The 23,877-nt window shown below is 70.3% G+C and carries 19 protein-coding genes; 8 read left to right on the top strand and 11 right to left on the bottom strand.

The annotated features are described in order from the left end of the window. Positions 1-300 precede the first annotated feature (300 nt). Positions 301-1,014, top strand: coding sequence for an HAD family hydrolase (locus tag ACIPJ2_RS17390; RefSeq protein WP_402729878.1), 714 nt, complete (start codon positions 301-303; stop codon positions 1,012-1,014). A gap of 22 nt (positions 1,015-1,036) precedes the next feature. On the opposite strand, the gene ACIPJ2_RS17385 is transcribed toward ACIPJ2_RS17390, so the two are convergent. Next, the gene (locus ACIPJ2_RS17385; protein ID WP_402729877.1) at positions 1,037-1,618 is read right to left on the bottom strand and encodes an NADPH-dependent FMN reductase; all 582 of its coding nucleotides are present in this window, start codon (positions 1,616-1,618) and stop codon (positions 1,037-1,039) included. Between the two features lie 82 nt (positions 1,619-1,700). On the opposite strand from ACIPJ2_RS17385, the gene ACIPJ2_RS17380 reads away from it, so the two are divergent. Continuing rightward, positions 1,701-2,177: a MarR family winged helix-turn-helix transcriptional regulator gene (locus tag ACIPJ2_RS17380; protein WP_402729876.1), complete on the top strand. Its 477-nt coding sequence runs from the start codon at positions 1,701-1,703 to the stop codon at positions 2,175-2,177. Between the two features lie 245 nt (positions 2,178-2,422). Here ACIPJ2_RS17380 and ACIPJ2_RS17375 read toward each other — a convergent pair whose 3' ends face one another. Beyond that, positions 2,423-2,812 carry a tautomerase family protein gene (locus ACIPJ2_RS17375; protein ID WP_402729875.1) on the bottom strand — a complete coding sequence of 130 codons (390 nt, stop codon included), beginning with the start codon at positions 2,810-2,812 and terminating at the stop codon, positions 2,423-2,425. Positions 2,813-2,955: 143 nt separating this feature from the next. On the opposite strand from ACIPJ2_RS17375, the gene ACIPJ2_RS17370 reads away from it, so the two are divergent. Then, positions 2,956-4,857 (top strand): ABC transporter ATP-binding protein, encoded by a 1,902-nt coding sequence (locus tag ACIPJ2_RS17370; RefSeq protein WP_402729874.1) that lies wholly within the window; start codon positions 2,956-2,958, stop codon positions 4,855-4,857. A gap of 192 nt (positions 4,858-5,049) precedes the next feature. Next, the gene (locus ACIPJ2_RS17365; protein WP_402729873.1) at positions 5,050-8,568 is read left to right on the top strand and encodes an Ig-like domain-containing protein; all 3,519 of its coding nucleotides are present in this window, start codon (positions 5,050-5,052) and stop codon (positions 8,566-8,568) included. A gap of 57 nt (positions 8,569-8,625) precedes the next feature. Here ACIPJ2_RS17365 and ACIPJ2_RS17360 read toward each other — a convergent pair whose 3' ends face one another. The 3 genes from ACIPJ2_RS17360 to ACIPJ2_RS17350 form a co-directional block, all read right to left on the bottom strand. Beyond that, positions 8,626-10,722 (bottom strand): glycosyltransferase family 39 protein, encoded by a 2,097-nt coding sequence (locus ACIPJ2_RS17360; RefSeq protein ID WP_402729872.1) that lies wholly within the window; start codon positions 10,720-10,722, stop codon positions 8,626-8,628. Between the two features lie 131 nt (positions 10,723-10,853). Beyond that, complete coding sequence (locus tag ACIPJ2_RS17355) at positions 10,854-12,320, bottom strand: SDR family NAD(P)-dependent oxidoreductase (RefSeq protein ID WP_402729871.1); 1,467 nt, start codon at positions 12,318-12,320, stop codon at positions 10,854-10,856. Between the two features lie 8 nt (positions 12,321-12,328). Next, positions 12,329-12,892, bottom strand: coding sequence for a TetR/AcrR family transcriptional regulator (locus tag ACIPJ2_RS17350; protein WP_402729870.1), 564 nt, complete (start codon positions 12,890-12,892; stop codon positions 12,329-12,331). Between the two features lie 64 nt (positions 12,893-12,956). Here ACIPJ2_RS17350 and ACIPJ2_RS17345 point away from each other — a divergent pair, with 64 nt between their 5' ends. Beyond that, a complete protein-coding gene (locus ACIPJ2_RS17345; protein ID WP_402729869.1) occupies positions 12,957-13,694 on the top strand; it encodes an SDR family oxidoreductase in 738 nt (245 codons plus the stop codon). Between the two features lie 12 nt (positions 13,695-13,706). Here ACIPJ2_RS17345 and ACIPJ2_RS17340 read toward each other — a convergent pair whose 3' ends face one another. The 3 genes from ACIPJ2_RS17340 to ACIPJ2_RS17330 are packed head-to-tail and all read right to left on the bottom strand — an operon-like array spanning position 13,707 to position 16,947. Continuing rightward, positions 13,707-14,774, bottom strand: coding sequence for a threonine aldolase family protein (locus ACIPJ2_RS17340; protein ID WP_402729868.1), 1,068 nt, complete (start codon positions 14,772-14,774; stop codon positions 13,707-13,709). Further along, a complete protein-coding gene (locus tag ACIPJ2_RS17335) occupies positions 14,771-15,472 on the bottom strand; it encodes an SDR family NAD(P)-dependent oxidoreductase (RefSeq protein WP_402729964.1) in 702 nt (233 codons plus the stop codon). Before ACIPJ2_RS17335 ends, ACIPJ2_RS17340 begins: the two co-directional genes overlap by 4 nt. Before the next feature lie 11 nt (positions 15,473-15,483). Beyond that, positions 15,484-16,947 (bottom strand): DUF6421 family protein, encoded by a 1,464-nt coding sequence (locus tag ACIPJ2_RS17330; protein ID WP_402729867.1) that lies wholly within the window; start codon positions 16,945-16,947, stop codon positions 15,484-15,486. 185 nt (positions 16,948-17,132) lie between these two features. On the opposite strand from ACIPJ2_RS17330, the gene ACIPJ2_RS17325 reads away from it, so the two are divergent. Then, positions 17,133-17,873, top strand: coding sequence for an HAD family hydrolase (locus tag ACIPJ2_RS17325; protein ID WP_402729866.1), 741 nt, complete (start codon positions 17,133-17,135; stop codon positions 17,871-17,873). On the opposite strand, the gene ACIPJ2_RS17320 is transcribed toward ACIPJ2_RS17325, so the two are convergent. Then, positions 17,778-18,191 (bottom strand): hypothetical protein, encoded by a 414-nt coding sequence (locus ACIPJ2_RS17320; RefSeq protein ID WP_402729865.1) that lies wholly within the window; start codon positions 18,189-18,191, stop codon positions 17,778-17,780. The two genes, ACIPJ2_RS17325 and ACIPJ2_RS17320, sit on opposite strands and share 96 nt — an antisense overlap. Before the next feature lie 241 nt (positions 18,192-18,432). Beyond that, positions 18,433-19,410 carry an SDR family NAD(P)-dependent oxidoreductase gene (locus ACIPJ2_RS17315; RefSeq protein ID WP_402729864.1) on the bottom strand — a complete coding sequence of 326 codons (978 nt, stop codon included), beginning with the start codon at positions 19,408-19,410 and terminating at the stop codon, positions 18,433-18,435. A 132-nt stretch (positions 19,411-19,542) separates the two neighbouring features. On the opposite strand from ACIPJ2_RS17315, the gene ACIPJ2_RS17310 reads away from it, so the two are divergent. Next, positions 19,543-20,139, top strand: a complete 597-nt coding sequence (locus tag ACIPJ2_RS17310) for a TetR/AcrR family transcriptional regulator (RefSeq protein ID WP_402729863.1) — start codon at positions 19,543-19,545, stop codon at positions 20,137-20,139. 87 nt (positions 20,140-20,226) lie between these two features. After that, positions 20,227-21,789 (top strand): MFS transporter, encoded by a 1,563-nt coding sequence (locus ACIPJ2_RS17305; protein WP_402729862.1) that lies wholly within the window; start codon positions 20,227-20,229, stop codon positions 21,787-21,789. Between the two features lie 16 nt (positions 21,790-21,805). On the opposite strand, the gene ACIPJ2_RS17300 is transcribed toward ACIPJ2_RS17305, so the two are convergent. Beyond that, entirely contained in the window at positions 21,806-23,866 is a 2,061-nt protein-coding gene (locus ACIPJ2_RS17300; protein WP_402729861.1) for a glycosyltransferase family 39 protein, read from the bottom strand. Positions 23,867-23,877 lie beyond the last annotated feature (11 nt).

The following is a 23,877-nucleotide window of genomic DNA, read 5'->3' as shown; positions in this document are numbered from 1 at the left end:
GGAAGGAGCCTCAACTAGGCAATCATGAACCCGACCTCCGGTCGGCTGCGCATCATGGCTGCCACTCCTCGCCGCCGCAGTCGCCGGGTCGGTCATCCTTGTGGCGAGACTGGGTGATGCCCGAGAACAGCAACGTGGGGGCAGGCCGAGCCTGCGCGGCGCGAACGGCAGCGGATCGGCTATCGGTCCGGGTTTGGCGGTCGATTTGGTCGTATCCGCTCAGTAGGAGCGGGCATCGCATCTAGGGTCGTGAGGTCGTATCCGCTCAGTAGGAGCGGGCATCGCACCTAGGGTCGTGACGTGGGTGGCGTGCGGACGGTGTTCTGGGACTTCGACGGCACACTGGCTGTGCGCGAGGGGAGTTGGTCGACCATCCTCCGCGCGGCTGTGCTGGCTGCTGATCCGACTCACGCGGTGGACCCCGACGCCCTGGCGATCGGGCTGAGCGGGGGATTCCCGCAATGGGGATCGGACGGCATGGGCCTGCACCGTCACGCGTCCGACTGGTGGCGTGCCGCGTCCCCGGTGCTCGTTGACGCATGCCTCGGTGCCGGCGTCAGCCCAGCGATTGCGCGACAGGCGATGGTCAAGCTTCCGGGGCTCTACTACGAACCGACCGCGTGGCGGACGCTGCCCGGCGCACGGGAGGCACTTACGGCGGTGGCGCGCACAGGGCTACCCAACGTGGTGCTGAGCAACCATGCGCCGGAGCTGCCCGGGCTGGTGGATGCCCTGGGCTTTGGTTCGCTCGTAGTACGGACGATCACGAGCGCGTCGCTTGGAGTTGAGAAACCGAACCCCGTCATGTTCGAGACCGCGCTCCGTCTCGTCGGTGCGGCACGAGACAGCTGGATGGTTGGCGACAATCCAGTCGCGGACGTTGCCGGAGCTCGCGGGGTCGGGATGAGAGCCGTGCTCGTTCATCGTGCAGACGGGCCCGTGGCCGCGATGACGCTCATGGACGCAGCAGCACATATCGTCGCCGCCGAGTCGGAGGGCGTCAGCATCCGCTGACGGATCCGTGCCCGGTCGGGTCCTAGTCGGCGGCAGCTGCCCTGCGCGTTCGGACCGTGAGGAGCGCGCTGGTCCAGGACAGAAGCTGGTCAAGCATCGTGTTCACGAGCGACTCGATACCAGCCGATGGGACGTACTCGTCGGTTTCAAAGCCCGAGTGCGTGTTGACGGCAGGTTGGGATCGGACCGTCGCGACCTGCACCTCGGCAAGGACGAGCCGAAGCGCTTCCGCGGCACGGACCCCCGCTGCCCACCCGCCGTAGCTGATGATGCCGGCTGCCTTGTCGTTCCACTCCTGGTAGATGTAATCGATCGCGTTCTTCAGCGCGCCAGGAAACGAGTGGTTGTACTCCGGGACGACGAAGACGAAGCCGTCGAAGCTTCGGATGACTTCTGACCAGACGCGAGTGTGGTCGTGTGTGTACTGCGCCAACGTCGGGTTACCGGGCTCGTCGAGGTTGCCGAGCGCGTGGTCGGCCAGATCGACCAATTCGAACTCAGCACCGCCATGACGTCGCGCAGCGTCGAGCACCCAGCGAGCTAGGCGATCCCCGCGACGCCCGGGACGAGTGCTGCCAAGGATGATGCCGATGCGAAGAGCCATGAGACCCACCTTCCAAAGTTGATGCGTCAACTGTAGGGCGATCGAAGTTGATGCGTCAACTCTTGTCCTCTACCATGGCTTCATGAGCACGCCTGCCCTCTCCGCTGACGACTGGGCCTTGTGGCATGCCTGGGTGGAAGCGCATCGGGCCATCACTGAGCAGGTCGACGCGCGCTTGCGGTCTGCGACTGGTGTGTCGAAGGCTGAATTCAGCGTTCTTCGCACTTTGGGGAACGCCCCTCAGCAAGCACTTCGAGTCGTTGAGCTTGCGACGGAGCTCCGTTGGGAGAAGAGCCGGATCGCGCATCTACTTACACGGATGGAACATCGTGGTCTAGTCGCACGAGTTGAAGATGGCGCGCCCGGACGCCGGACAGCGGTGATGCTGAGCGCGGACGGGCGACTCACCCTCCGAGAAGCGCTCCGTGTCCACGAAGAGAATGTGTCGGGGCTCTTCACCAGCCAACTCACCGATGAACAAGCCACCGCGATCCGAACATGGAGCAAGCAAGTCATCTCCGCCTCAGCGCCTCGCGAGGGCACGAAGCTGTCTCATTAGCAAGATCGGCTATCGGGACGCTTGGGGGAGCCCTTCTACTGAGCCCACCCCATTCCGTTGACACGCTCGTTAGCGCGCTAGCTGACGTAGCTGTACCGGATTTTCCCGAGGCTGAACATCCCGACCGCGAAGACTGCGCCGGCGACGACGACCACAGCCGGAAGCACCGCTCGGCGTAGCCGACTCGTCATTGCCTCGTTCCGGGATCCCACCATGTCGACAGCGTAGGACCGCGCGATTCGGGCTCAGACCTCGACGGTGTAGTCGAGCGCGAGGTCTGCGGCGTTCCGGCCCCGGATGCCCCAGTTCACCTTCGGGGTCTCGGTGATCGTGATCTCGACACTGTGCGACGAGATGCCGACAGCGGATTCGATTCGAGCGAAGAGCTCGCTGATGAGGGTTCGCTTCGCTGCCTCGCTCCTGCCCTCGAACATCGAGATCTCGATGATCGTGTAGTGAGGACCCCGGTCTTCCGGATGGACGAAGTCGGCGGGGTCAAGGCCGATGAACCGCTGGAACCGCTTCTCTGGCGGGTAGTCGAGCGCCTGCATGATCGCGCCGTGGATCGCGTCCGAGAGAGCGGCACGGTGTGCGTCGAGGGACGCGCGGAGGGCGAAGACGACGACTTGTGCCACGACGGAATGCTATCGAGCGCACGAAACGCCGGGCCCCGTCCGTTGCGGGGCCCGGTCGCAGGATTGTCGCTGGCCGCCCGTATCCTTGCCACTCGGGCGCCGAGCCAACTCCCCTCGGTCCGGAGCCCACGGAAGGAACAGCCATGAGCATGGAAGGCGCGGCCTGGAGCTCGCTGTACAAGATCTCGACCGCCAGGGACGGCAAGCACGGCATCTCCCGTGAGTCCGTCCGACGGATCATGACGTTCGCCGTGCCGTACCGGGCCAAGTTGGTGGTCTTCATCCTGCTGTCCGTCGTCGGGGCGTTCCTGGCAGTCGCGACGCCGGTGCTCGCAGGCCAGGTCGTCGACGTCATCGCTGCCAAGGGGGCAGTCGGCACGATCGTCGGGCTCGCCGTCGTCATCGCCCTGGTCGCGGTCGCCGACGCCGCCGCGTCGCTCGTGACCCGCTGGTACTCGGCACGGATCGGCGAGGGTGTGATCCTCGACCTCCGCACCGCCGTCTTCAACCACGTGCAGAAGATGCCGATCGCCTTCTTCACCCGTACACGGACGGGCGCGCTCGTCAGCCGTCTCAACAACGACGTGATCGGCGCGCAGCAGGCCTTCAGCGGCACGCTGTCCGGCGTGGTCACGAACATCGTGGCGCTGATCCTCACCCTCGCCGTCATGCTCAGCACGTCGTGGCTCGTGACCGTGCTCGCGGTGGTCATGCTCCCGATCTTCCTCATCCCAGCACGCCGGATGGGCAGCCGGCTTGCTGCGCTCCGCCGCGAGGCCGCTGATCACAACGCAGCGATGAGCACGCAGATGACCGAGCGGTTCTCAGCGCCAGGCGCCACCCTCGTCAAGCTGTTCGGTCGTCCCGACGAAGAGGCCGAGGAGTTCCGGGTGCGCGCCGCCCGCGTCCGCGACATCGGCGTCCGGAGCGCCCTGCTGCAGTTCGTCTTCGTCACCGCGCTCACGCTCGTCTCCGCGCTCGCGCTCGCGCTCGTCTACGGGGTCGGCGGTTCCCTCGCACTCGGTGGGCAGCTGAACACCGGTGACGTGGTGACGCTCGCCCTGCTGCTCACCCGCCTCTACGCCCCGCTGACCAGCCTGGCGAATGCGCGGGTGGAGATCATGAGCGCTGTGGTCAGCTTCGAGCGGGTCTTCGAAGTGCTGGACCTCGAACCGCTCATCCAGGAGAAGCTCGGCGCGGGCACCGTCCCGGACGGCCCGGTGTCGGTCGAGTTCGACGACGTCCGCTTCGCGTACCCGTCGGCGGACAAGGTGTCGCTCGCCTCACTCGAAGAGGTGTCGACGCTGGACACCCGCGGTGGCGAAGAGGTCCTGCATGGTGTCTCCTTCCGCATCGAGCCAGGGCAGACCGTCGCGCTCGTCGGGACCTCCGGCGCCGGCAAGTCCACGATCGCGCAGCTCCTGTCGCGGCTGTACGACGTCGACAGCGGGGCGGTGCGGCTGGCCGGGAAGGACGTCCGCGACGTCACCTTCGCGTCGATGCGGCACTCGCTCGGCATGGTGACGCAGGACGGCCACCTGTTCCACGAGACCATCCGCTCCAACCTGCGCCTCGCCCGCCCGGAGGCATCCGACGACGAGGTCTGGGACGCCGTCCGCCGTGCCCGGCTCGAGCCGCTCATCCGGTCCCTGCCCGACCAGCTCGACACGATGGTGGGGGAGCGCGGCTACCGGCTGTCGGGCGGTGAGCGCCAGCGGATGACCATCGCGAGGCTGTTGCTCGCGCAGCCGCGTGTCGTCATCCTCGACGAGGCGACGGCAGCGCTCGACTCGACGTCCGAGGCCGCGGTGCAGGCGGCGCTCAGCGAGGCGCTCGACGGACGGACGGCGATGGTCATCGCACACCGCCTGTCCACGATTCGGAGCGCGGACCTGATCCTCGTGGTCGAGGACGGATCGATCGTGGAGCGCGGCACGCACGAGGAACTGCTGGCTGCCGGCGGCCGGTACGAGGAACTGCACCGGACCCAATTCGCGGTGCAGAAGCACGTCGCGGCGGACGAAGAGACGTTAACCGGCTCGTAGCGGTCAGGAACGGGAGGCGACGGCAAGACGCAATCAATCTCTTGACCGCGGCTCAACCAGGTGGTTCGCTGTGCATGATTCGCAGGCGAAGGGGATCCGGCTGCGAGCTCGATCAGGGAGCCGTCTGTGCCAAGGAACAATCCGTCCGCACGTGTCCGTCTCGTCGTCCGTCCAGCCCGATCGACAGGCCGGTTGCTCCTGGGGACACTGCTCGCTGTCGTCCCGGTGCTGTCCGTGCCGTTGCTCGGCGGGGCTCCCGCGCTCGCCGCGGCGACGGCGGCGTGTGCGCCGACGGGCGAAGCGACGAACTGCGTCCAGTACACGTTCTCAGGGGGAGACCAGACCTTCACCGTGCCGACCGGGGTCACCGCGATCACGGCGTCCGTGTCGGGCGCGGGCGGCGGCAGGTCCTCGAACAACGAGAACCTCGGCGGTGTCGGCGGACTGGCAGCGGGCACGTTCGCCGTCACCGGCGGCGATGACCTGGTGCTCACGGTCGGCGGGGTCGGCGCTGCCGGTCCGGGCGGCGCCGGTGTGTACGGCGGTGGTGGCGCCGGCGGCAACGGATCTCGTGGGAGCGGTGGCGCGGGTGGTGGACTCAGCGCGATCTGGTCTGGCGCGTCCTTCGCCTCGGCCCCCGTGCTCGTGGCCGGTGGTGGTGGTGGTGCGTCCGGCGCCGGCGGGAGCGTCAACTCAGGCGGCACCGGTGGCGGGACCGTCGGTGCCGATGGTGCATCGGTCTCCGACAACCGCGGTGGCCGCGGCGGTACCCAGACCGCTGGCGGCGCTGCAGGCTTCTCCGGAGCCACCACCGGTGCTCAGTACGCTGGCGGCGCGGGCGCAGATGGAACCGATGCCGGCGGTGGCGGCGGTGCGGGATGGTTCGGTGGCGGTGGTGGCGGCGCGCAACCGGCGATCAGCGGCAACAACAACGACGGCGGTGGTGGTGGCGGGTCCGGGTATCTGGGCACGACGGTCACGGGCGGTGTGCTGACGTCCGGTGGCGGCGCAGCGCGGGCTACCGCCGGGACGATCACGTTGCAGTGGACCGCACCGGCGCCGGTCATCGAGACGCCATTGTCCGGGACGACGATCGCGCCGACCGCAACGATCTCCGGGACAGCGGTCGGGGGCAACACCGTTCGGGTGTTCAACGGTTCGACCCTGGTCTGCACGGCGACGGCAGAGTCCAGCGGAGCGTGGTCGTGCACCCCGGACGCTCCACTCGCGAACGGCAGCGTCACCTTCAGTGCACAGCAGACCGACGACCCGACGAACACGCTCCAGCGGTACCCGGTGTCCGCTGCCGTGACGGCGACGGTCGACGCGGTCCCGCCCACAGAGCCCACCATCACGGCGCCGGCTGACGGGGACGCCGTGGGTGACACCACGCCGACGTTCTCCGGGACGGGTGACGAGGGTGACACCGTCGAGCTGCGTGCTGATGACGGGACGGTGTTGTGCTCGGTGGTGGTCCCGCCGGGTGGCGCGTGGACGTGCACGCCGACGACGGCGTTCGGTGAGGGCGACACGACGGTGACGCCGGTCGCGATCGACGCGGCGGGCAACGAGACGGCAGGCACCGCGGTGACCATCACCGTCGATGTCACCCCGCCGACGGCACCGGTCGTGACGGCCCCGGCTGATGGGGATTCGGTGGGTGACTCCACGCCGACGTTCTCTGGGACGGGTGACGAGGGTGACCGGGTCGAGTTGCGTGCGGATGATGGGACGGTGTTGTGCTCGGTGGTGGTTCCGCCGGGTGGTGCGTGGACGTGCACGCCGACGGATGCGCTTCCCGAGGGAGCGAACACGATCACGCCGGTGACGGTCGATGCTGCGGGCAACGAGACGGCAGGCGAGTCGCTCACGGTGACGGTGGACACGGTCCCGCCGACGGCACCGGTCGTGACGGCCCCGGCTGATGGGGATTCGGTGGGTGACACCACGCCGACGTTCTCCGGGACGGGTGACGAGGGCGACACCGTTGAGCTGCGTGCTGATGACGGGACGGTGTTGTGCTCGGTGGTGGTTCCGCCGGGTGGTGCGTGGACGTGCACGCCGACGGATGCGCTTCCCGAGGGAGCGAACACGATCACGCCGGTGACGGTCGACGCTGCCGGCAACGAGACGGCAGGCACCGCGCTGACCATCACCGTCGACGTCACCCCGCCGACGGCACCGGTCGTGACGGCCCCGGCTGATGGGGAGTCGGTGGGCGACACCACGCCGACGTTCTCTGGCACGGGTGACGAGGGCGACACGGTCGAGCTGCGTGCTGATGACGGCACGGTGTTGTGTTCGGTGGTGATCCCGCCGGGTGGGGCGTGGACGTGCACGCCGACGGATGCGCTTCCCGAGGGAGCGAACACGATCACGCCGGTGACGGTCGATGCTGCGGGCAACGAGACGGCAGGCGAGTCGCTCACGGTGACGGTGGACACGGTGCCGCCGACCGCGCCGGTGGTGACGGCCCCGGTTGATGGGGAGTCGGTGGGTGACTCCACGCCGGCGTTCTCCGGGACGGGTGACGAGGGTGACCGGGTCGAGTTGCGTGCTGATGACGGGACGGTGTTGTGCTCGGTGGTGGTTCCGCCGGGTGGGGCGTGGACGTGCACGCCGACGACGGCGTTCGGTGAGGGCGACACGACGGTGACGCCGGTCGCGATCGACGCTGCGGGCAACGAGACGGCAGGCACCGCGGTGACCGTCACCGTCGACGTCACCCCGCCGACCGCGCCGACCGACGTCGTCTGCGCGGTGAACCCCGACGGCACCGTGTCCTGTGGCGGCACCGGAGCCGAAGCCGGCAACGAGGTCGTGGTCCGCGACGGCGACGGCAACGAGGTCTGCCGCGTCACCGTGCCGGACTCGCTCGAATGGTCGTGCACCACGACGGACCCGGTCGCGGTCTTCCCGCTGTCCGTCGTCGAGGTCGACCAGGCCGGCAACGAGTCGTCAGCGGTCACGACGCCGTCGCCCGCGACGATCACCAGCCCCGCCGACGGCGCCGAGTCGAACGACAGCACCCCGACGTTCGCGGGGACCGGGACCGTGGGTGACACGGTGCAGCTGCGGGACTCGGCCGGGAACACCGTGTGCGAGACGACCGTGGGCCCCGACGGCCGCTGGTCGTGCACGCCCAGTGAGCCGCTGCCGGAGGGATCGAGCACGATCACCCCGGTCGTGATCTCGGCTGACGGGTCGGAGTTCGCGGGGAGAGCGGTCAGCGTCGTGGTCGACACGACTGCTCCAGCGCCGGCAGAGAACGTGGTGTGTGCGCAGAACCCGAACGGGACCGTCACCTGCTCCGGCACCGCGGACCCGGGCTCGACGGTGCGGATCACCCTGCCGGACGGCACCGAGCTCTGCACGGTGCAGGTCGTCGCCCCCGGGCAGTGGAGCTGCACGACGACCGTTCCCGTCGATGCGGACAACCTGTTGGTCACGGTCACGGACTCGGCCGGGAACGTGTCGACCAGCGTCTCGGTCTCCGTCGTCCCGTTCGCCGACGGCAACGGTGGCTCCGGCGGCTCCGGTGGCTCGGTTCCGGGTGGCGACGGTGCGGGAACGGGAGACCTCGCGTTCACGGGTGCCGACCTCGCCGGGGCGAGCGCCACGGCGCTCGTCTTGCTGGCGCTCGGCGCGCTGGGCCTGTGGCGAGGATCGCGACGCCGACGCACGCAGGCGGCCGAAGGTTCCGTGCACTGATCGGACGGGAGGCGCGGTGCGGGCTGACACCGTGCCTCCTGTCCGGCCGTCGCCGGGTCAAGCACCGCTGGTCAGGTCGTACATCGTGACGCCACCGACGGTCTGCGCGTCGAAGTTCGCGGCGACCCACGCCGCGATCTTCGTGGCGGCATCGCTCCCGCTGCTGCCGCTGGTGTTCGTGGAGCTGCCGATGAACCAGTGCACTCTCCCTTCGGTGACCAAGGTCGTGAACTCCGACAGCGTCGGCGAAGGATCGGTGCCGTTGTACCCGCCGATCGCCATCACCGGGTCACCCGTCGCGAGCTGGTAGGTGGCGGCGCTGTTCGAGCCGACGGTCGCGGCCGCCCAGGTGTAGTCGTCGGCGTCGGCGGAGAGCGCCGCCACGACCTTCTCGGACACCTCCGTCGAACCACCGAGCAGGTTCGTGCCACCACCGGCACCCGCAGCGGTGCCATCACCCTGGAGCTGGCCGGGAGCCTGACCACCGGGTGCCTGACCACCGGGTGCCTGACCACCGGGTGCCTGACCACCGGGTGCCTGCTGCTGCCCGGGCTGCCCGCCGCCGGCGCCACCCTGCCCGCCGCCGGCACCCCCGGGCCCACCGATGCCGCCCCCTGGACCCGCCGACGTCACGGTCGGGCCGGCGGAGGGAAGTGCGCCGGTATGACCCACCGTGGTGGTCTGCACCGAGAACGCCGTCGGCCCGAGCAGTGCCGCGACGAGCACCACCGCGATCGTGGCCGACGCCACACGCCGGCCTCGCGGGGGCACCAGGACCAGCACCGCCCCGCCCGCCGTCGCGGCCAACACCACCCAGCGGATCCACGGCTGCCACGACGACGCCTGGGTCAGCAGCGCGAAGGACCAGGCCCCGGAGACGGCCACGATCACGGACGTCGCGATCCGCCAGGCGAGCACCGCCCGGCGCTGCCACAAGAGTCCTGCACCGATGCCCACCAGGCCGGCGATGTAGGGGGCGAGAGCGACGGTGTAGTACGGGTGGAAGATCCCGCCCATGAAGCTGAAGACCGCTCCGGTGACGAGCAGCGAACCGCCGAGCACCAGCACGGTCGCCTGGCGTGGGTCGCTGCGGCGCCGGGCGCCGACGGCGACGAGCGACACGACGAGCACCAGCAGCGCGGTCGGCAGGAGCCACGTGACCTGGGTGCCGAACTCCGAGCCGAACAGCCGCGTCAGGCCGGTCGAGCCCCAGGAGCCCGCACCGGTGGTTCCTCCGGGGACGACGCTGCCGGTCTCGTCGCCGGTGACCCGACCGAGGCCGTTGTAGCCGAAGGTCAGCTCCAGGAAGCTGTTCGTCTGTGACCCGCCGATGTACGGGCGGGCCGAAGCCGGGACGAGCTCGACGATCGCGACCCACCATCCGGCGGACACCACGAGCGCTACGGCAGCGGCCGCGAGGTGCCCGAGCCGGCGGAGCACCGGACGGGGCGACGCGACGAGGTACACGCCGACCAGGGGTGGCAGCACGAGGAACGCCTGCAGCTGCTTCGTCAGGAAGCCGAGTCCGACGAGCACGCCGGCCCACACGACCCAGCGCATCCGCCCGGACTCGATGCCGCGCAGGGCCAGGGCGATCGCTCCGACCGTGAGCAGGACGAGCAGCGCGTCCGGGTTGTCGTAGCGGAACATCAGTGTCGCGACCGGTGTGGTGGCGAGCACCGCGCCGGCGACGAGTGCCGCACCGGCCGAGAACCGGCGACGCACGATCCGGTACAGGATGGCCACCGACGCGACCCCCATCAGCGCCTGGGGCAGCAGGATCGCCCACGAGTTCAGCCCGAAGAGTCGGACCGAGATCCCGATCACCCAGAGGAAGGCGGGCGGCTTGTCCACAGTGATGGCGTTCGCGGCGTCGGACGATCCGTAGAAGAACGCCTCCCAGCTCTGGCTTCCGGCTTGCACCGCCGCGGAGTAGAAGGCGTTCGCCCAGCCGTTCACGCCGAGGTTCACGACGTAGAGCACACCCGTCGCCAGCAGCAGCCCGAGCAACGCCGGACGCTCCCACCGGGCGGCATCACCCCGGCCGCGGACCAGTCGTCGCAGTCGATCGCTGACCGTGGGTCGGGCAGCGCTGGCTGCGGCCCTCGCCGACGGTGGGTGCGGCGCGGTGACGTCGGGTGCGTGGGTGGTCATGACGACGATCGTCAGCGACCGTCATCGGCCGCCCATGAGCCACGGCTGTGGTCTTGGTAAGTCGTGTGCAGTCGAGCGGCGTCGACGTCACGACCGAGGGCAGGCGGCCGTGCGCGCCGTGTGCCAGCGCCTCACCAAGAGCTGGGTGCGTAGTCCTTCAAGAAGACGCCGAACACGTCGTCGCCTGCCTCGCCGCGAACGATCGGGTCGTAGACACGGGCAGCCCCGTCGACCAGGTCGAGCGGAGCATGGAAGCCCTCTTCCGCCAGACGGACCTTCGTGGGGTGCGGTCGCTCGTCGGTGATCCACCCCGTGTCGACGCTCGTCATCAGGATGCCGTCGGTCTCGAACATCTCCTGGGCACTCGTGCGCGTCAGCATGTTGACGGCGGCCTTCGCCATGTTCGTGTGCGGGTGCCCGGGCCCCTTGTAGGCGCGGCCGAACACCCCCTCCATGGCGCTGACGTTGACGACGTACGTCCGGCGTGCCTCGCTCGCCACCATGGACGGGCGGAGCTTCGAGATCAGGATGAACGGCGCGGTGGTGTTGGCCAGCTGGACCTCGAGCATCTCGAGCGGGTCGACCTCGTTGACGTGCTGCGTCCAGGAGTTCACGTCGTGCAGGTCCGGGACGAGACCGCCAGCGTCGATCGCGGTCCCCATCGCGAGCCGTTCGAGCGAGCTCGAGCCAGGGGCCATGGCCTGCTCGGTGAGTTCATCGGCGCGGGCAGCAGCGGCCGCGAGGATCGGGTGCGCCGTGACGGAGCGGGCGAGTGCCTGCGGGTGCTGGTCGTTCGTGTGCCCGAACGTCACGAGCTCGGGCAGCGGCCCGTCGGGGAGTGGCGCGAGTTCGGCCTCGACGAGGGGCTGGTACGCGCCGGTCGACCGGCGCACGGTCTGGGTGGCGTTGTTGATCAGGATGTCGAGGGGCCCAGCGGCGGCGACGTCCTCGGCGAGGCCGATGACCTGGGCCGGGTCGCGCAGGTCGATGCCGACGACCTTGAGGCGCGAGATCCACTCGGCGGAGTCGGGGAGGCTCGAGAACCGGCGCACCGCATCACGGGGGAACCGTGTCGTGATGGTGGTGTGGGCTCCGTCGCGAAGGAGTCGGAGCGCGATGTACATGCCGATCTTCGCGCGTCCGCCCGTGAGCAGCGCGCGCTTGCCCGTCAGGTCGGTCCGGGCGTCCCGCTTGGCGTGGCTCATCGCAGCGCACGAGGGGCAGAGCTGGTGGTAGAACGCGTCGACCACCGTGTAGTGCTGCTTGCACATGTAGCACGGGCGGGACTTCAGGAGGGTGCCGGCGGTCGAGGCACTGGTCGAGGTGCCGATCGGGATGCCGCGGGTCTCGTCGTCGATGCGGTCGGCGGCGCCGGTCGCGGTCGCGGCGATGACCAGGCGGTCGGCCTCCGCGATGACCGCGCGCTTCTCGAGCCGGTGGGCCCGCTTCACGGCCTTGAACATCTTCGCCGTGGCCTGACGAACCCGCACGAAGTCGGGGTGCCGTTCGTCGATCGACGGCAGCTGCTCGAGGACCCGGAGGGTGGCGTGGAGGTCCTCGGGGAGGATGCCGCTGGGCTCGGGGTGCTCGGAGGTCACACGGGATTCTACGTTGCGGTGCGGCTGGCGCGCAGTCCGTCCACGACGAGGTCGAGCAGGTGCGGTGCCCGGCCGGCGGCCGACGGCCCGAGCTGCCAGAGGAACGCGACGAGTGCGAGCAGGTCGGGTGGTGACACGTCCGGACGGAGGACGTCGGCGCGCACTCCGGCGTCGAGCAGGCTGGCGATCGCGTCGACGATCTCGTCGTACTGCTCGTCGTGCAGCTGCTGACGGGTGGCCGCGTCCAGGACGTCGGCCAGGGCGTGCTTCTGGTACCCGAAGGCGGCGAGCTCGTCGAGCCAGGACCGGAGTGCCGTCCGCTGGTCGGGCGATCCTGCCGCGTCGCGTGCGGACGCGACCAGTCCCTGGAAGTCCCCGCGGTAGACCTCGGCGAGCAGGGCCTCCCGGCTGGGGAAATGGCGGTAGATGGTTCCCTGACCGACGCCGGCGAGTCGTGCCACCGATTGCATGGTCGTCGCCGGTTCGACGCGCAGTGCTTCCCGGGCGACGTCGACGAGTCGCGCGCGGTTGCGTTCAGCGTCGGCGCGGCGGACCGATTGCGAAGCGGACATGTGTCCGGTAGCCTCCCTCGATGAAGCGGACAAGCGTCCGCTTCACTCTAGCGAAGGGAAGACCATGGAGGGAATCCAGGGCAAGGTCGTCGCCGTCACCGGAGCGTCGAGCGGCATCGGCGAGGCGACAGCGCTCCGCCTCGCCGCCTCGGGCGCGAAGGTCGTGCTCGGTGCCCGACGCGTCGACCGGCTCGCGTCCGTCGTCGAGCAGATCACCGCGGCCGGCGGCGAAGCCGTCGCGGTCGAGACCGACGTCCGCAGCCGGGAGGCGCTGCACGCGTTGGTCGCGTCGGCCCGGTCCCGATTCGGTCGCCTCGACGTGCTCCACCAGAACGCCGGCAGCATGGCGGTCTCCCCGTTCGACGCCCTCGACGTCGACGGCTGGCAGCAGATGGTCGACGTCAACCTGGTCGGGGTCCTCAACGGGATCGCCGCAGCGCTGCCGGTGTTCCGCGAGCAGGGGTTCGGGCACTTCGTGCACACGGCCTCGACATCGGCGCACCGCATCGTGCCGGCGCAGGGTGTGTACGCGGCGACCAAGACCGCCGTGCGGGTCCTCAGTGAAGCGCTGCGACAAGAGGCCGGCCCCGACCTCCGGGTCACGGTCGTCTCGCCGGGCTTCACCGCCACCGAGGGTGTCACGAAGACGGACGACGCCGAGCAGCGCGCCGCGCTCGCTGCCCGGATGGCCGAGATCGCCATGCCCGCCGACGCCGTGGCGGCCGCCGTCGCCTACGCGATCGCCCAGCCGGCGGGTGTCGATGTCGGCGAGGTCATCATCCGACCCACGGCGCAGGACTGATCGGCGACGCAGTCAGCCGAGCTCCCGCGTGAGGGCCGCCACGAAGGCGTCGATGTCCTGCTCCGAGGTGTCGAACGAGCACATCCACCGCACCTCGTTCCGGCTGGCGTCCCAGTCGTAGAACCGGAAGTGCTCGCGCAGCCGATCGGCCACGCCTGCCGGCAGCGTCGCGAACACCCCGTTCGCCTGCGTCTCCTGGCTGAACCCGACGCCCTGGATGCTGCCGTCGGCGATCCCGGCCTCGAGTGCGCCACGGAGCCGCTGCGCCATGGCGTTCGCATGCGAGGCCGAGCGGAGGTACAGGTCGTCGCTGAGGAGCGCGATGAGCTGCGCCGACACGAACCGCATCTTCGACGAGAGCTGCATGTTCATCTTGCGGAGGTACTGCAGCCCCTCGGACGCGGCGGGGTTCAGCACGACGATCGCCTCGCCGTAGAGCATCCCGTTCTTGGTGCCGCCGAAGCTCAGCACGTCGACGCCGGCGTCGGTGGTGAAGTCGCGGAGGGGGAGCCCGAGGGTCGCGGCGGCGTTGGAGATGCGGGCGCCGTCCATGTGCAGCGTCATGCCGAGCGGGTGGATGTGGTCCGCGATCGCCCGGATCTCCTCGACGGTGTACGCGGTGCCGAGTTCGGTGGTCTGGGTGATCGAGACGACGAGCGGCTGGGCACGGTGTTCGTCGCCCCAGCCCCATGCCTCGCGGTCGATCAGCTCGGGCGTGAGCTTGCCGTCTGGTGCATCGACGGTGAGGAGCTTCATGCCGCCGACCCGTTCCGGCGCTCCGGCCTCGTCGGTGTGGATGTGGGCGGTCGAGGTGCACACGACGGCGCCCCACCGCGGCAGCATCGACTGCAGCCCGACGACGTTCGCACCGGTGCCGTTGAACACCGGGAACGCCTCTGCCTGCGCCCCGAAGTGCTGCCGGATGACGTCGTTGAGTCGCGCCGTGTAGACGTCCTCGCCGTAGGCGATCTGGTGGCCCTGGTTGGCCGCGGCGATCGCGTCGAGGATCTCGGGGTGGACGCCGGCGTAGTTGTCGGAGGCGAAGCCCCGCAGGTCCAGGTCGTGGAGTTGGAGGGTCACTGGTTCATCCTAGGGAGCGGGGCGGCAGGGAGCTGGGCGGCAGGGGGCTGGGCCGACGGGGAGATGGGGAGTCGAGCGCCGTTCACGTCGGCGGGCGCGGCAGACCAGAGCCGGACGACCTCGTCGCCGAGTCGTTCCTCGAGTCCGTCGAGCGCACGGACGACGAAGATCGCGGCTGCGGCCTGCGGCGCGCGCTTCCCGAAGCCCTGGGCCACGGCACGGACCCAGGCGTCGGCCGCGGCCTTGGCGGCGGCGTAGTTCGCGCCGCCGGCGGTGGGGGAGTCGACCGCGGTGGACGACACGATCGCGAGCCGACCGACCGGCGACGCGACGAGGTCGTCGTCGAACACCCTGGTCGTGTTCCGCAGGGTCCGGAAGCCCCGGTCGAAGAAGTCCCAGTCCTCGTCGGACTGGCCCGCGAGGCCATCACCACCGCGCCAGCCGCCGACGAGGTGGACCAGGCCGTCGACCGGACCGACGGAGTCGTGGATCGCGGCGGCCAACGAGACGACCGCACCGTGGTCCGAGAGGTCGCACGTGTGGGTGGTGACGCCCGGGACGGACGTGCGCAGTGCCTCCAGTGCGTCGGATCTCGTGCCGACGGCGACGACGGCCGCGCCGGCGGAGGTGAGTGCGCGCGCGACGGCCGCGCCGCTGGCGCTGGTCGCTCCCGCGATCAGCACCACGCGGCCGGCCATGGGCCCAGCGCTCACGCGGCGTCCGCGACGTCGGCGGGTGCGACGGACGAAGCGCCGGTGATGCCGGCCGTCGACGCGATGACCGCGGCCATCTTCTTGTTGAGCGCCTCGTAGAACATCGACAGCGGGAACTCGTCGTCGAGCACCGCGTCGGTGTAGCCCTTCGGCGGTCCGGCGAGCGTCTCGGCGGGCAGCCCCTGCGCCCAGCGGGAGGCCGGGTGCGGCGTGAGCGTCCGGGTCAGCATCTCGTAAGCGGCGAGCCAGTGCGCCGACTTCGGCCGGTCGATCGAGCGCCAGTACAGGTCGTTGATCTGGTCGCTGAGCGCGATGATGACGTCCGGCACCTCGTCCCAGTCGATCGTGAGCTGCGTGTCCGTCCAGTGCAGGACGTCGTGCTGGTGCATCCACGCGAAGAGCAGCTGGCCGCCGAGTCCGTCGTAGTTCCGGACGCGGCTGCCGGTGATCGCGAACCGGAAGATGCGGTCGAAGACGACGGCGTACTGCACGAGCCGCGCATGGTCGCGGATTGCGAGTTCTGCACTGCTGAGTTCTGGGCGCGCGGACAGTTCCCGATCCAGCCGCACCGATTCACGGAATGCGGTCAGATCACACCGGAGTTCTTCGAGCGAGTAGAGGAAGAACGGCATCCGCTGCTTGATCATGAACGGGTCGAACGGCAGATCGCCGCGCATGTGGGAACGGTCGTGGATGATGTCCCACATCACGAAGACGCGCTCCGTGAGCTCCTGGTCGTCGAGCATCGCGGCTGCTTCAGCGGGCAGCTCGAGTTTGGTGATGTCCGCTGCGGCGCGGACGACCCGCCGGTAGCGCGCGGCTTCGCGGTCCTGGAAGATCGCGCCCCACGTGAACGCCGGGATTTCCCGCATCGCGACGGTCTCGGGGAACAGCACCGCGGAGTTCGTGTCGTAGCCGGGGGTGAAATCGACGAAGCGGAGTGCGACGAACAGTGCGTTCTCGTAGTCGCCGGCTTCCAGCTCCGCGATGAACTCGGGCCAGATGACCTCGACCAGGACGGCTTCGACGAGCCGCGAGGAACTGCCGTTCTGCGTCACCATCGGGAACACGACGAGGTGGCCGAGTCCGTCCACCCGGTGCTGCTGCGGCTGGAACGCGTTCAGGGAGTCCAGGAAGTCCGGGACACCGAATCCCTCCTCTTCCCACCGCGAGAAGTCGCGCTGCAATGCAGCGAGGTACGCCGCATCGTGCGGAAAATGCGGTGCCAGTTCGGCGACGGCCGGGAGGATCGTGGCCAGGTACCCGGACGCGGTCCGGTGATCCGACGGATCGGGTATCGAGCCGTCCTGCGTCTGCAGGGATCGGAACGACACGACGGCGTCCTTGAGGCGGTGCCACGCGGGGAGTGCTGCGACCTCGCGCACGTCCAGGCGGTCCTCGACGACCTCGGGCTCACCGACGATGGCGTCCTGCGTGAACCTCTGGACGAATTGCGACATGTCGAACCTCCCGTCATCGGGTCGGCCGCTGCGGTGCGGCGTGGAACGTGCTTTTTCTGAGCCTAGGGAAAAGCGGCGGACGGAAAGTTGCCCATCTCCGGTGGATTCGTGCGCATTCTGCGGCGTCGCGCTCGGTATCGAGGCTCCCGCGCAACGTTCTGCCATCCGGGTCCTACTCTGTGGGGGTGGGGACGCTGCGAGCGGTCGGGTTCGACCTGGACGGGACGCTCTTCGACCACCGTGGTTCGGCACGTGCCGGCGCGTCTGCATTCCTCGGAGGGCTCGGGCTGGACGTCACCGAGGCGGCACTCGACGCGTGGTTCGCTGCCGAGGACGAGCAGTTCGAGCGGTGGCGTTCGGGGGAGATCAGCTTCCAGGAGCAGCGACGGGAGCGTCTCCGGAGCGTGCTGCCACCGCTCGGCATCGACGTCCCGGGAGATGACGTCGGGCTGGACGCGCTGTTCGAGGACTACGTGCGCGCGTACCGGGCCTCCTGGCGGGCGTTCCCCGATGCACTGCCGCTGCTGCACCACCTGCGGTCTCGCGGGTTCCGGCTCGGCGTCCTGACCAACGGGACGGAGGAGCAGCAGCGGGACAAGCTGGTGCGGACCGGCCTCGACGGCGCGTTCGACGTCGTCTGCACGTCGGAGCGCATCGGGTTCCAGAAGCCCGATTCGCGAGCGTTCGTGACGCTGGCCGACGAGTTGGGCGTGGACCCTGCCGACTGTCTCTTCGTCGGGGACAACCCCGCGCACGACATCGCCGGCGCGCGTGCTGCCGGGATGCGGGCGGTGCTGGTCGACCCTGCCGCGGGTCTGCGCGACGTCGTCCTAGAAGAGGTGGCCCGCACTCGCGGTGTGCGTCACGACCTCGGCCGCGAGGAACGTGACGACCACGCCGGCGAGCGTGCCCAGCCCGACGAGTGACGTCGCCCGCCCGCGGACCCGGCGGACGACGGCCCAGCAGGTCCCGAGGACGAGGACGAGCACGGTCACGGTCGGGTGCCAGATGAGCACGGCGCTGCCGGCGCGGTAGTCACACCCCGGGGACGGCATCGCGCAGGCGTCGAAGGCCATCTGGCTGATGACCACGGCGAACCACGCGGCCGGCGCGGCGAGGTAGCTCACCGCGAGGGCAGCGATCGTCACGGTGAGGTCGACCGCGCCCGGCTCCCGCTGTGCTCGTGCGGGACGGAGCGCCAGGTCATCGCCGGGGTCGTCCCACACGTCGAGTCGTTCCCCCATCCGTCCACGATAGGGGGCTCGGGTCGCGCCGTGCCCGCAATTCCAGATGGGTCCCGCCGCCGAGGTGGCAGGTTCGAATTCGTCGGTGACCGATCCGGTACCCGAAACCCGGGTTCTGGGAACCGGATCGGTCACGGCCCGTTCCGAACTCCCGGTCAGCCACGCGCGATGCGCCCCGTCAACGCCGAGCGACGATCGCGGCGGCGGCCCGACGGCCACGAAACAGAGCATCCCGAGCCAGTCAGGCGAGGAGCTGCTCCGTGAGCGTCCACAGCCGCCGGGCGTCGTCGGGGTCGAGCATCGCCGAGTTGGCGTCCGCTGGGATGCTGTCGGCGGTGAGCGGTCGGACCTCGTCGTCGATCACGGCGACGTCGCCGTCCTTCAGGTAGACCCCGCCGATGCCGTCGAGCAACGGGCTCGCGGCGCCGAGCACGAGCGTCGCCGCGCCCTGCTCGATCGTCTTCTTGCCGTTCGACGGGTCGATGATCGTCGCGCCGTGCTCGTCGACGAGCCCCTGCTGGCGGTAGGAGGCGATGCGGCTCGGGTCGTGCGGGCCGGGTCCGATGATCACGCCGGGGTGCGCGGCGAGGGCCCTGATGCCCTGGTCGGCGTACCGCCGGTCGAGTTCGACCGTGAAGAGCACGTTCGCCCGCTTCGCCTGCCCGTAGGCGGCGCCTGCGTCGTACCCGCTGGCGAACGCCAGGTCGTCCCAGCGGATCTCCCCGTTCCGAGCCGCGCCGGACGTGACGGTAAGGACCCGCGCACCACGAGCCTCCAGGAGGGCGGGGAGGAGTGCCCGCGTGAGCTGGAAGTGCCCCAGGTGCGCCGTCGAGAACGAGCGCTCGTTCCCGCGCGCGTCGAGCTGGCGGTCCGGGGTGAAGAGCGTCGAGGCGTTGTTCACCAGCGCGTGGAGCGGGCGGCCGGATGCCGACCACCGTGCGGCGAAGGCGTCGATCGACGCCGGGTCGGTGAGGTCGAGCTGTTCCACTCGGACGCCGGGGATGTCGGCGACCGCTGCGGATGCGCGATCGGTGTCCCGTGCGGCGACGGTCACGGACGCTCCCGCCGCGGCGAGTGCGCGGCTGGTCTCGTGACCGAGTCGGCCGTGGCCGCCGGTGACGACGACGTCGCGGCCGGTGAGGTCGATGCCGGCGAGGACATCGTCCGCGGTGGTCGCGGCCGTGAAGCCGGTGCCGATGGGGTGCTGGTCGGTGATCATGACGGTCCTTCCCGAAGGCTGTGGTCGCTGAAACGGAGCGACGTTCCGGAACAATACGGAACGCTGATCCGGATTACAAGCGGAAACGGAGCGATGTTCCGTTCTCTGAGGCGGGCATGCGATGATCGAGTGGTGAGCACGACGCCGGCCGGGGATGACGCGCCTCGGCGTCGGCGCGATGTCGAGCGGAACGAGCGGGCGATCCTGGACGCCGCCGGCGGGGTGTTCGCTGCATCCGGCGTCGGCGCTCCCGTGCGCGAGGTCGCTGCGGCGGCCGGCGTCGGCGTGGGGACGCTCTACCGGCACTTCCCGACCCGTTCCGACCTGGTCGTCGCGGTCTACCGGCACCAGATCGTCGCCTGCGTGGAAGCCGGGCCGGCGCTGCTCGCGTCGGAGCGGACGCCGTTCGTGGCGGTCCTCCGCTGGGTACACCAGTTCGTCGACTTCCTCGGGACGAAGCACGGCCTGGCGCGGGTGTGGGAGGGCGACGCCGACGGGTTCACCGCGCTGCACTCCCTGTTCATCGACGAGCTCGTACCGGTGCTCGGCCGGCTGCTCGACGCCGCTCGGGACTCGGGGGAGGTGGTCGCGTCGATCGCGCCGTACCAGCTGCTCCGTGCCGTGGGTGATCTCGTCGCGTGGAGCCCGCGGGACCCGGACTACGACGTCCGGACGAGCGTGACGCTGCTGGTCACGGGATTGCGGCAGCCGCAGCCCGCGGCCCCGTAGCGCAACTGCATCGCTTGGCGATCGGGGTACGCGTCATCCCGTTCGGCTGACGACGGGCGGGGCGGACGGGCCTACCGTGGGGTCGTCATGGCAGCCGAACACCGCAAACCCGTCGAGCCCGATGCGGCTCCCAGCGTCGAACACCACGGCGCGCACCACGTAGCGACCTCCGACGCGCCGTCGAGCGGGTCGCCCGATCCGCGCGCCACGCCTGCGGACTCCGGCGACCAGCCGGACCCGAACCGCTGGAAGGCGCTCGTCATCTGCCTCCTCGGCGGCGGCATCGTCCTGCTCGACGTGTCGATCGTCAACGTCGCGCTGCAGTCCATCTCGACTGGTCTCCCGGGAGCGACCCCAGAGGCGGTCCAGTGGATCCTGTCCGGGTACGCGCTGTCGTTCGGTCTGCTGCTCGTCCCCGGTGGGCGACTCGGGGACGCCACCGGACGCCGCCGCATGTTCGTCATCGGCGTCGGGCTGTTCACGCTCGCGAGCGCCCTCTGCGGCTTCGCCCCGAACGGGATCGTCCTGGTGATCGCCCGCCTGGTGCAGGGTCTTGCGGGCGGCCTCCTCACGCCGCAGGTCACCGCCCTCATCCAGCAGCTGTTCCGCGGCAAGGAGCGTGGCACCGCGTTCGGGCTGTTCGGTGCGACCGTGGGCATCGCCACCGCGATCGGCCCGCTCGTCGGTGGCCTGCTCATCACCGCGTTCGGCACCGAGAACGGCTGGCGGTTCGTCTTCTTCGTGAACCTGCCGTTCGGGCTCGTCACGATCCTGCTGGCGATGCGGTACCTCCCCGCGGCCAGTGCGCACGAGCGCGGGAAGAAGCACGACTTCGACCCGGTCGGCATCGCACTCCTCGGTGCCGCGGTGGTCGCCCTGCTGCTGCCGTTCGTGCAGTCGCAGGAGTGGAAGGGCAACACGAAGTGGTGGCTCGTGGTGGTCGCCGTCGTGCTCGCCGCGCTGTTCGTCCTGTGGGAGCGGCACTACGGCCGGACGAAGGAGCCGGTGGTCGACCTCGCGCTCTTCCGGCGCCGGTCGTTCTCGCTCGGTGTGGGGCTCGCGACGCTCTACTTCGCCGGGTTCACCCCGCTGTTCTTCGTCCTGACGCTCGCACTGCAGTCGGGACTGCACTACTCGGCGCTGCTGGCGGGACTGTCATCGGTGCCGTTCGCGATCGGCTCCGGCATCGCGTCGACGATCGGCGGGCGGATCGTGCACCGGTTCGGCCGTCAGCTCATCGTGATCGGGACGATCCTCGTGCTCATCGGCCTCGGTGCGGTGATCTGGGTCGTCGCGAACCACTACCGGTCGGACCTCGGCTGGTGGCTGGTCCTGCCGCTGCTGGTGGCGGGCATCGGCTCCGGTCTCACGATCTCCCCGAACCAGACGCTGACACTGTCCGAGGTGCCCGTCGCACAGGGCGGGTCGGCCGGTGGCCTCATCCAGGTCGGCGCTCGGGTGGGGTCGGCGATCGGCATCGCGGCGGTCGGCAGCGTCTTCTACTCGGCGCTCGCGAGCTCGCGTGGTGACTACGCGAACGGGCTGCCGCTCGGACTCGGCGTGGCGCTCGGGTTCGTCGGCGCGGCGCTCCTCGCCGGCATCGTCGACGTCGTGATCGGGAGGGTGCGGGGCACGGAGGCGACGGTCTGAGCCGGACGGCCGCGGCTCAGGAGCACTGTTCCAACGCGAACGACGCGTCCGCCGGCGACCGCCACGGTGCCCCGGACGACGAGGCGAACGTCGACCCCCAGCGGTGGACGACCCGACATCCGAGTGCCGCGGTCGCCTGACGCACCGGGTCGGTGGACGCCGTCCCGTTCGCGACGACGAAGAGCCGCTCCTTCCCCGAGTGGATCATCGACACGATCTGCGCCGTCGTGAACACCGGGACCCGGCCGGAGAACCCGCCGTCGGTCAGCACCTCGTCGCCGGTGTCCCCGATGACGTCGGCGGCGATCCGCCACGAGTCCGTCAGGAACAGCGGGGCACCGTCCTTCCCGCCCCCGTGCCGCTCGGCGTCGGCGACGAGTGCGGCTTCCGACGCGTCGAGACGGGTGTGGCCGCCGATGACGTCGGGCGCCGAGATCCGGAACGCCGTCGAGGTGTCGCCGGTCCGGTCGCGCGACGGTGACCTGCCGAACGCGAACGCACGGGTGGGGAGGCGCCCGGCGCCGGGGAAGGCGACGGTGGCGATCCCCACCGAGGCGTCGCCGCCACTGCCGTCCCGTGCCGCGTCGAGCGCCTGCAGGGAGAAGCACGCGGGACCGAGCACCACGGCGGCGACCAGTAGTCCTGCAGCCGTCCGGCGTCCTCGAACCGAATCGACCCCGAACGTCGATCGACGGCGCACGAGCAGCGCGACCAGGGCGGCGACGGTCACACCGACCGCGATCGTCGAGAGCGCCGCCGGTTCGGCGGAGGACCGTGCGAGCCAGATCCACCACCCGCCCTGCACGACGAGCAGTCCCGTCGGGACGAGTCGGAGCCGGCGGTCAGGAGCGTCGACCAGTGCGGCTGCGCCCCACCACCCGAGCGCGCCGAGGGCCGCGAGCTGGACGCCGATGCCGGCGACGTAGGCGGTGTGCGGGAGCCGCAGGACGGACAGGACCGCGACCGCCGTCGCCAGCCAGACGACCAGGGTGAGGAAGACGGCGGAGGCGGGGCGAGCCTCCCGACCGGACCGGCGCGGCCACCAACGGACCGCGCCGATCCCGATGCCGGTGAGCGCGGCGGGCCAGGTCCAGCCGACCTGCGACGCGTAGCGCGACGAGAAGAGCTGGAGGACGGAGTGGCCGCCGCGACCCGCTCCGCCGGCCGTGTGGAAGAGGTCGGCGACGTGCGTGCCCGCGTGTCCGACGGCTGCGCCGATCGCGCCGACCGCTCCCGGCCACAGGCCGGGCAGGAACCGGTCGACGCCGTTGTAGCCGAGGACCATCGCGAAGACGCTGTCGTCGGTGGACCCGTCGATGTAGGGGTGGTCGGACGAGGGGAGCAGGGAGACGACCACGGACCAGCCGAGGCTCGCCACCAGCGTCGCGCCGACGAGCACCGCCGAGTGCGCGACGGCCCGACGCCACCGGCCCGCACCGCCGCTGCTCGCTGCGACGACCGTGCCGACGACGAGCGCCGGCAGGATCAGCCAGGCCTGCAGCATCTTCGCCTGGAACCCGACCCCGACGAAGGCACCGGCGACGAGCAGCGGCCACCACGCACCGGTGAGCGCGGCTCGCTGCCACCAGACGAGCGCGACGGCGAGGGCCATGGTGAGGAGCCCGTCCTCCATCGGGTGCCCGAACATCGACACGAAGATCGGCGTTCCGGCGGCGAGGGCCGCGGCGACGAGCCCGGCTCGGGCACCGAGCCACCGGAGCGCCACCACGGCGACCGCGACGGTCGTGACTGCACCCTCGATGACCTGCGGCAGCGCGAGCGAGGCGGTGGACATGCCGAACAGGTGGACGCTGATCGCCTGGGGTGCGGCGAAGCCGGCGAGCTTGTCGAGCGTCACGGTCGCGCCGGGATCGAACGACCCGGACAGGAACGCCGGCAGGGACTCGGACATCGAGCGCGCCGCCGCGGCGTAGAACTCGGAGTCGCCGCCACGGGCGAGGTTCCAACTGGTCAGCACCGCTCCGAGCAGCACGATCCCGGCGATGGCGGCCTGCTGTCCGCGGGACTGGTGGAGCCAGCGGGCGGGGCGGGGCTCGACACGGTCGTTCGTGGTCATGTCGGGAATGT

This window comes from Curtobacterium sp. NPDC090217 (assembly GCF_044746705.1).
Taxonomy (GTDB): domain Bacteria; phylum Actinomycetota; class Actinomycetes; order Actinomycetales; family Microbacteriaceae; genus Curtobacterium.
This window is presented reverse-complemented; position numbering and strand designations above follow the sequence as displayed.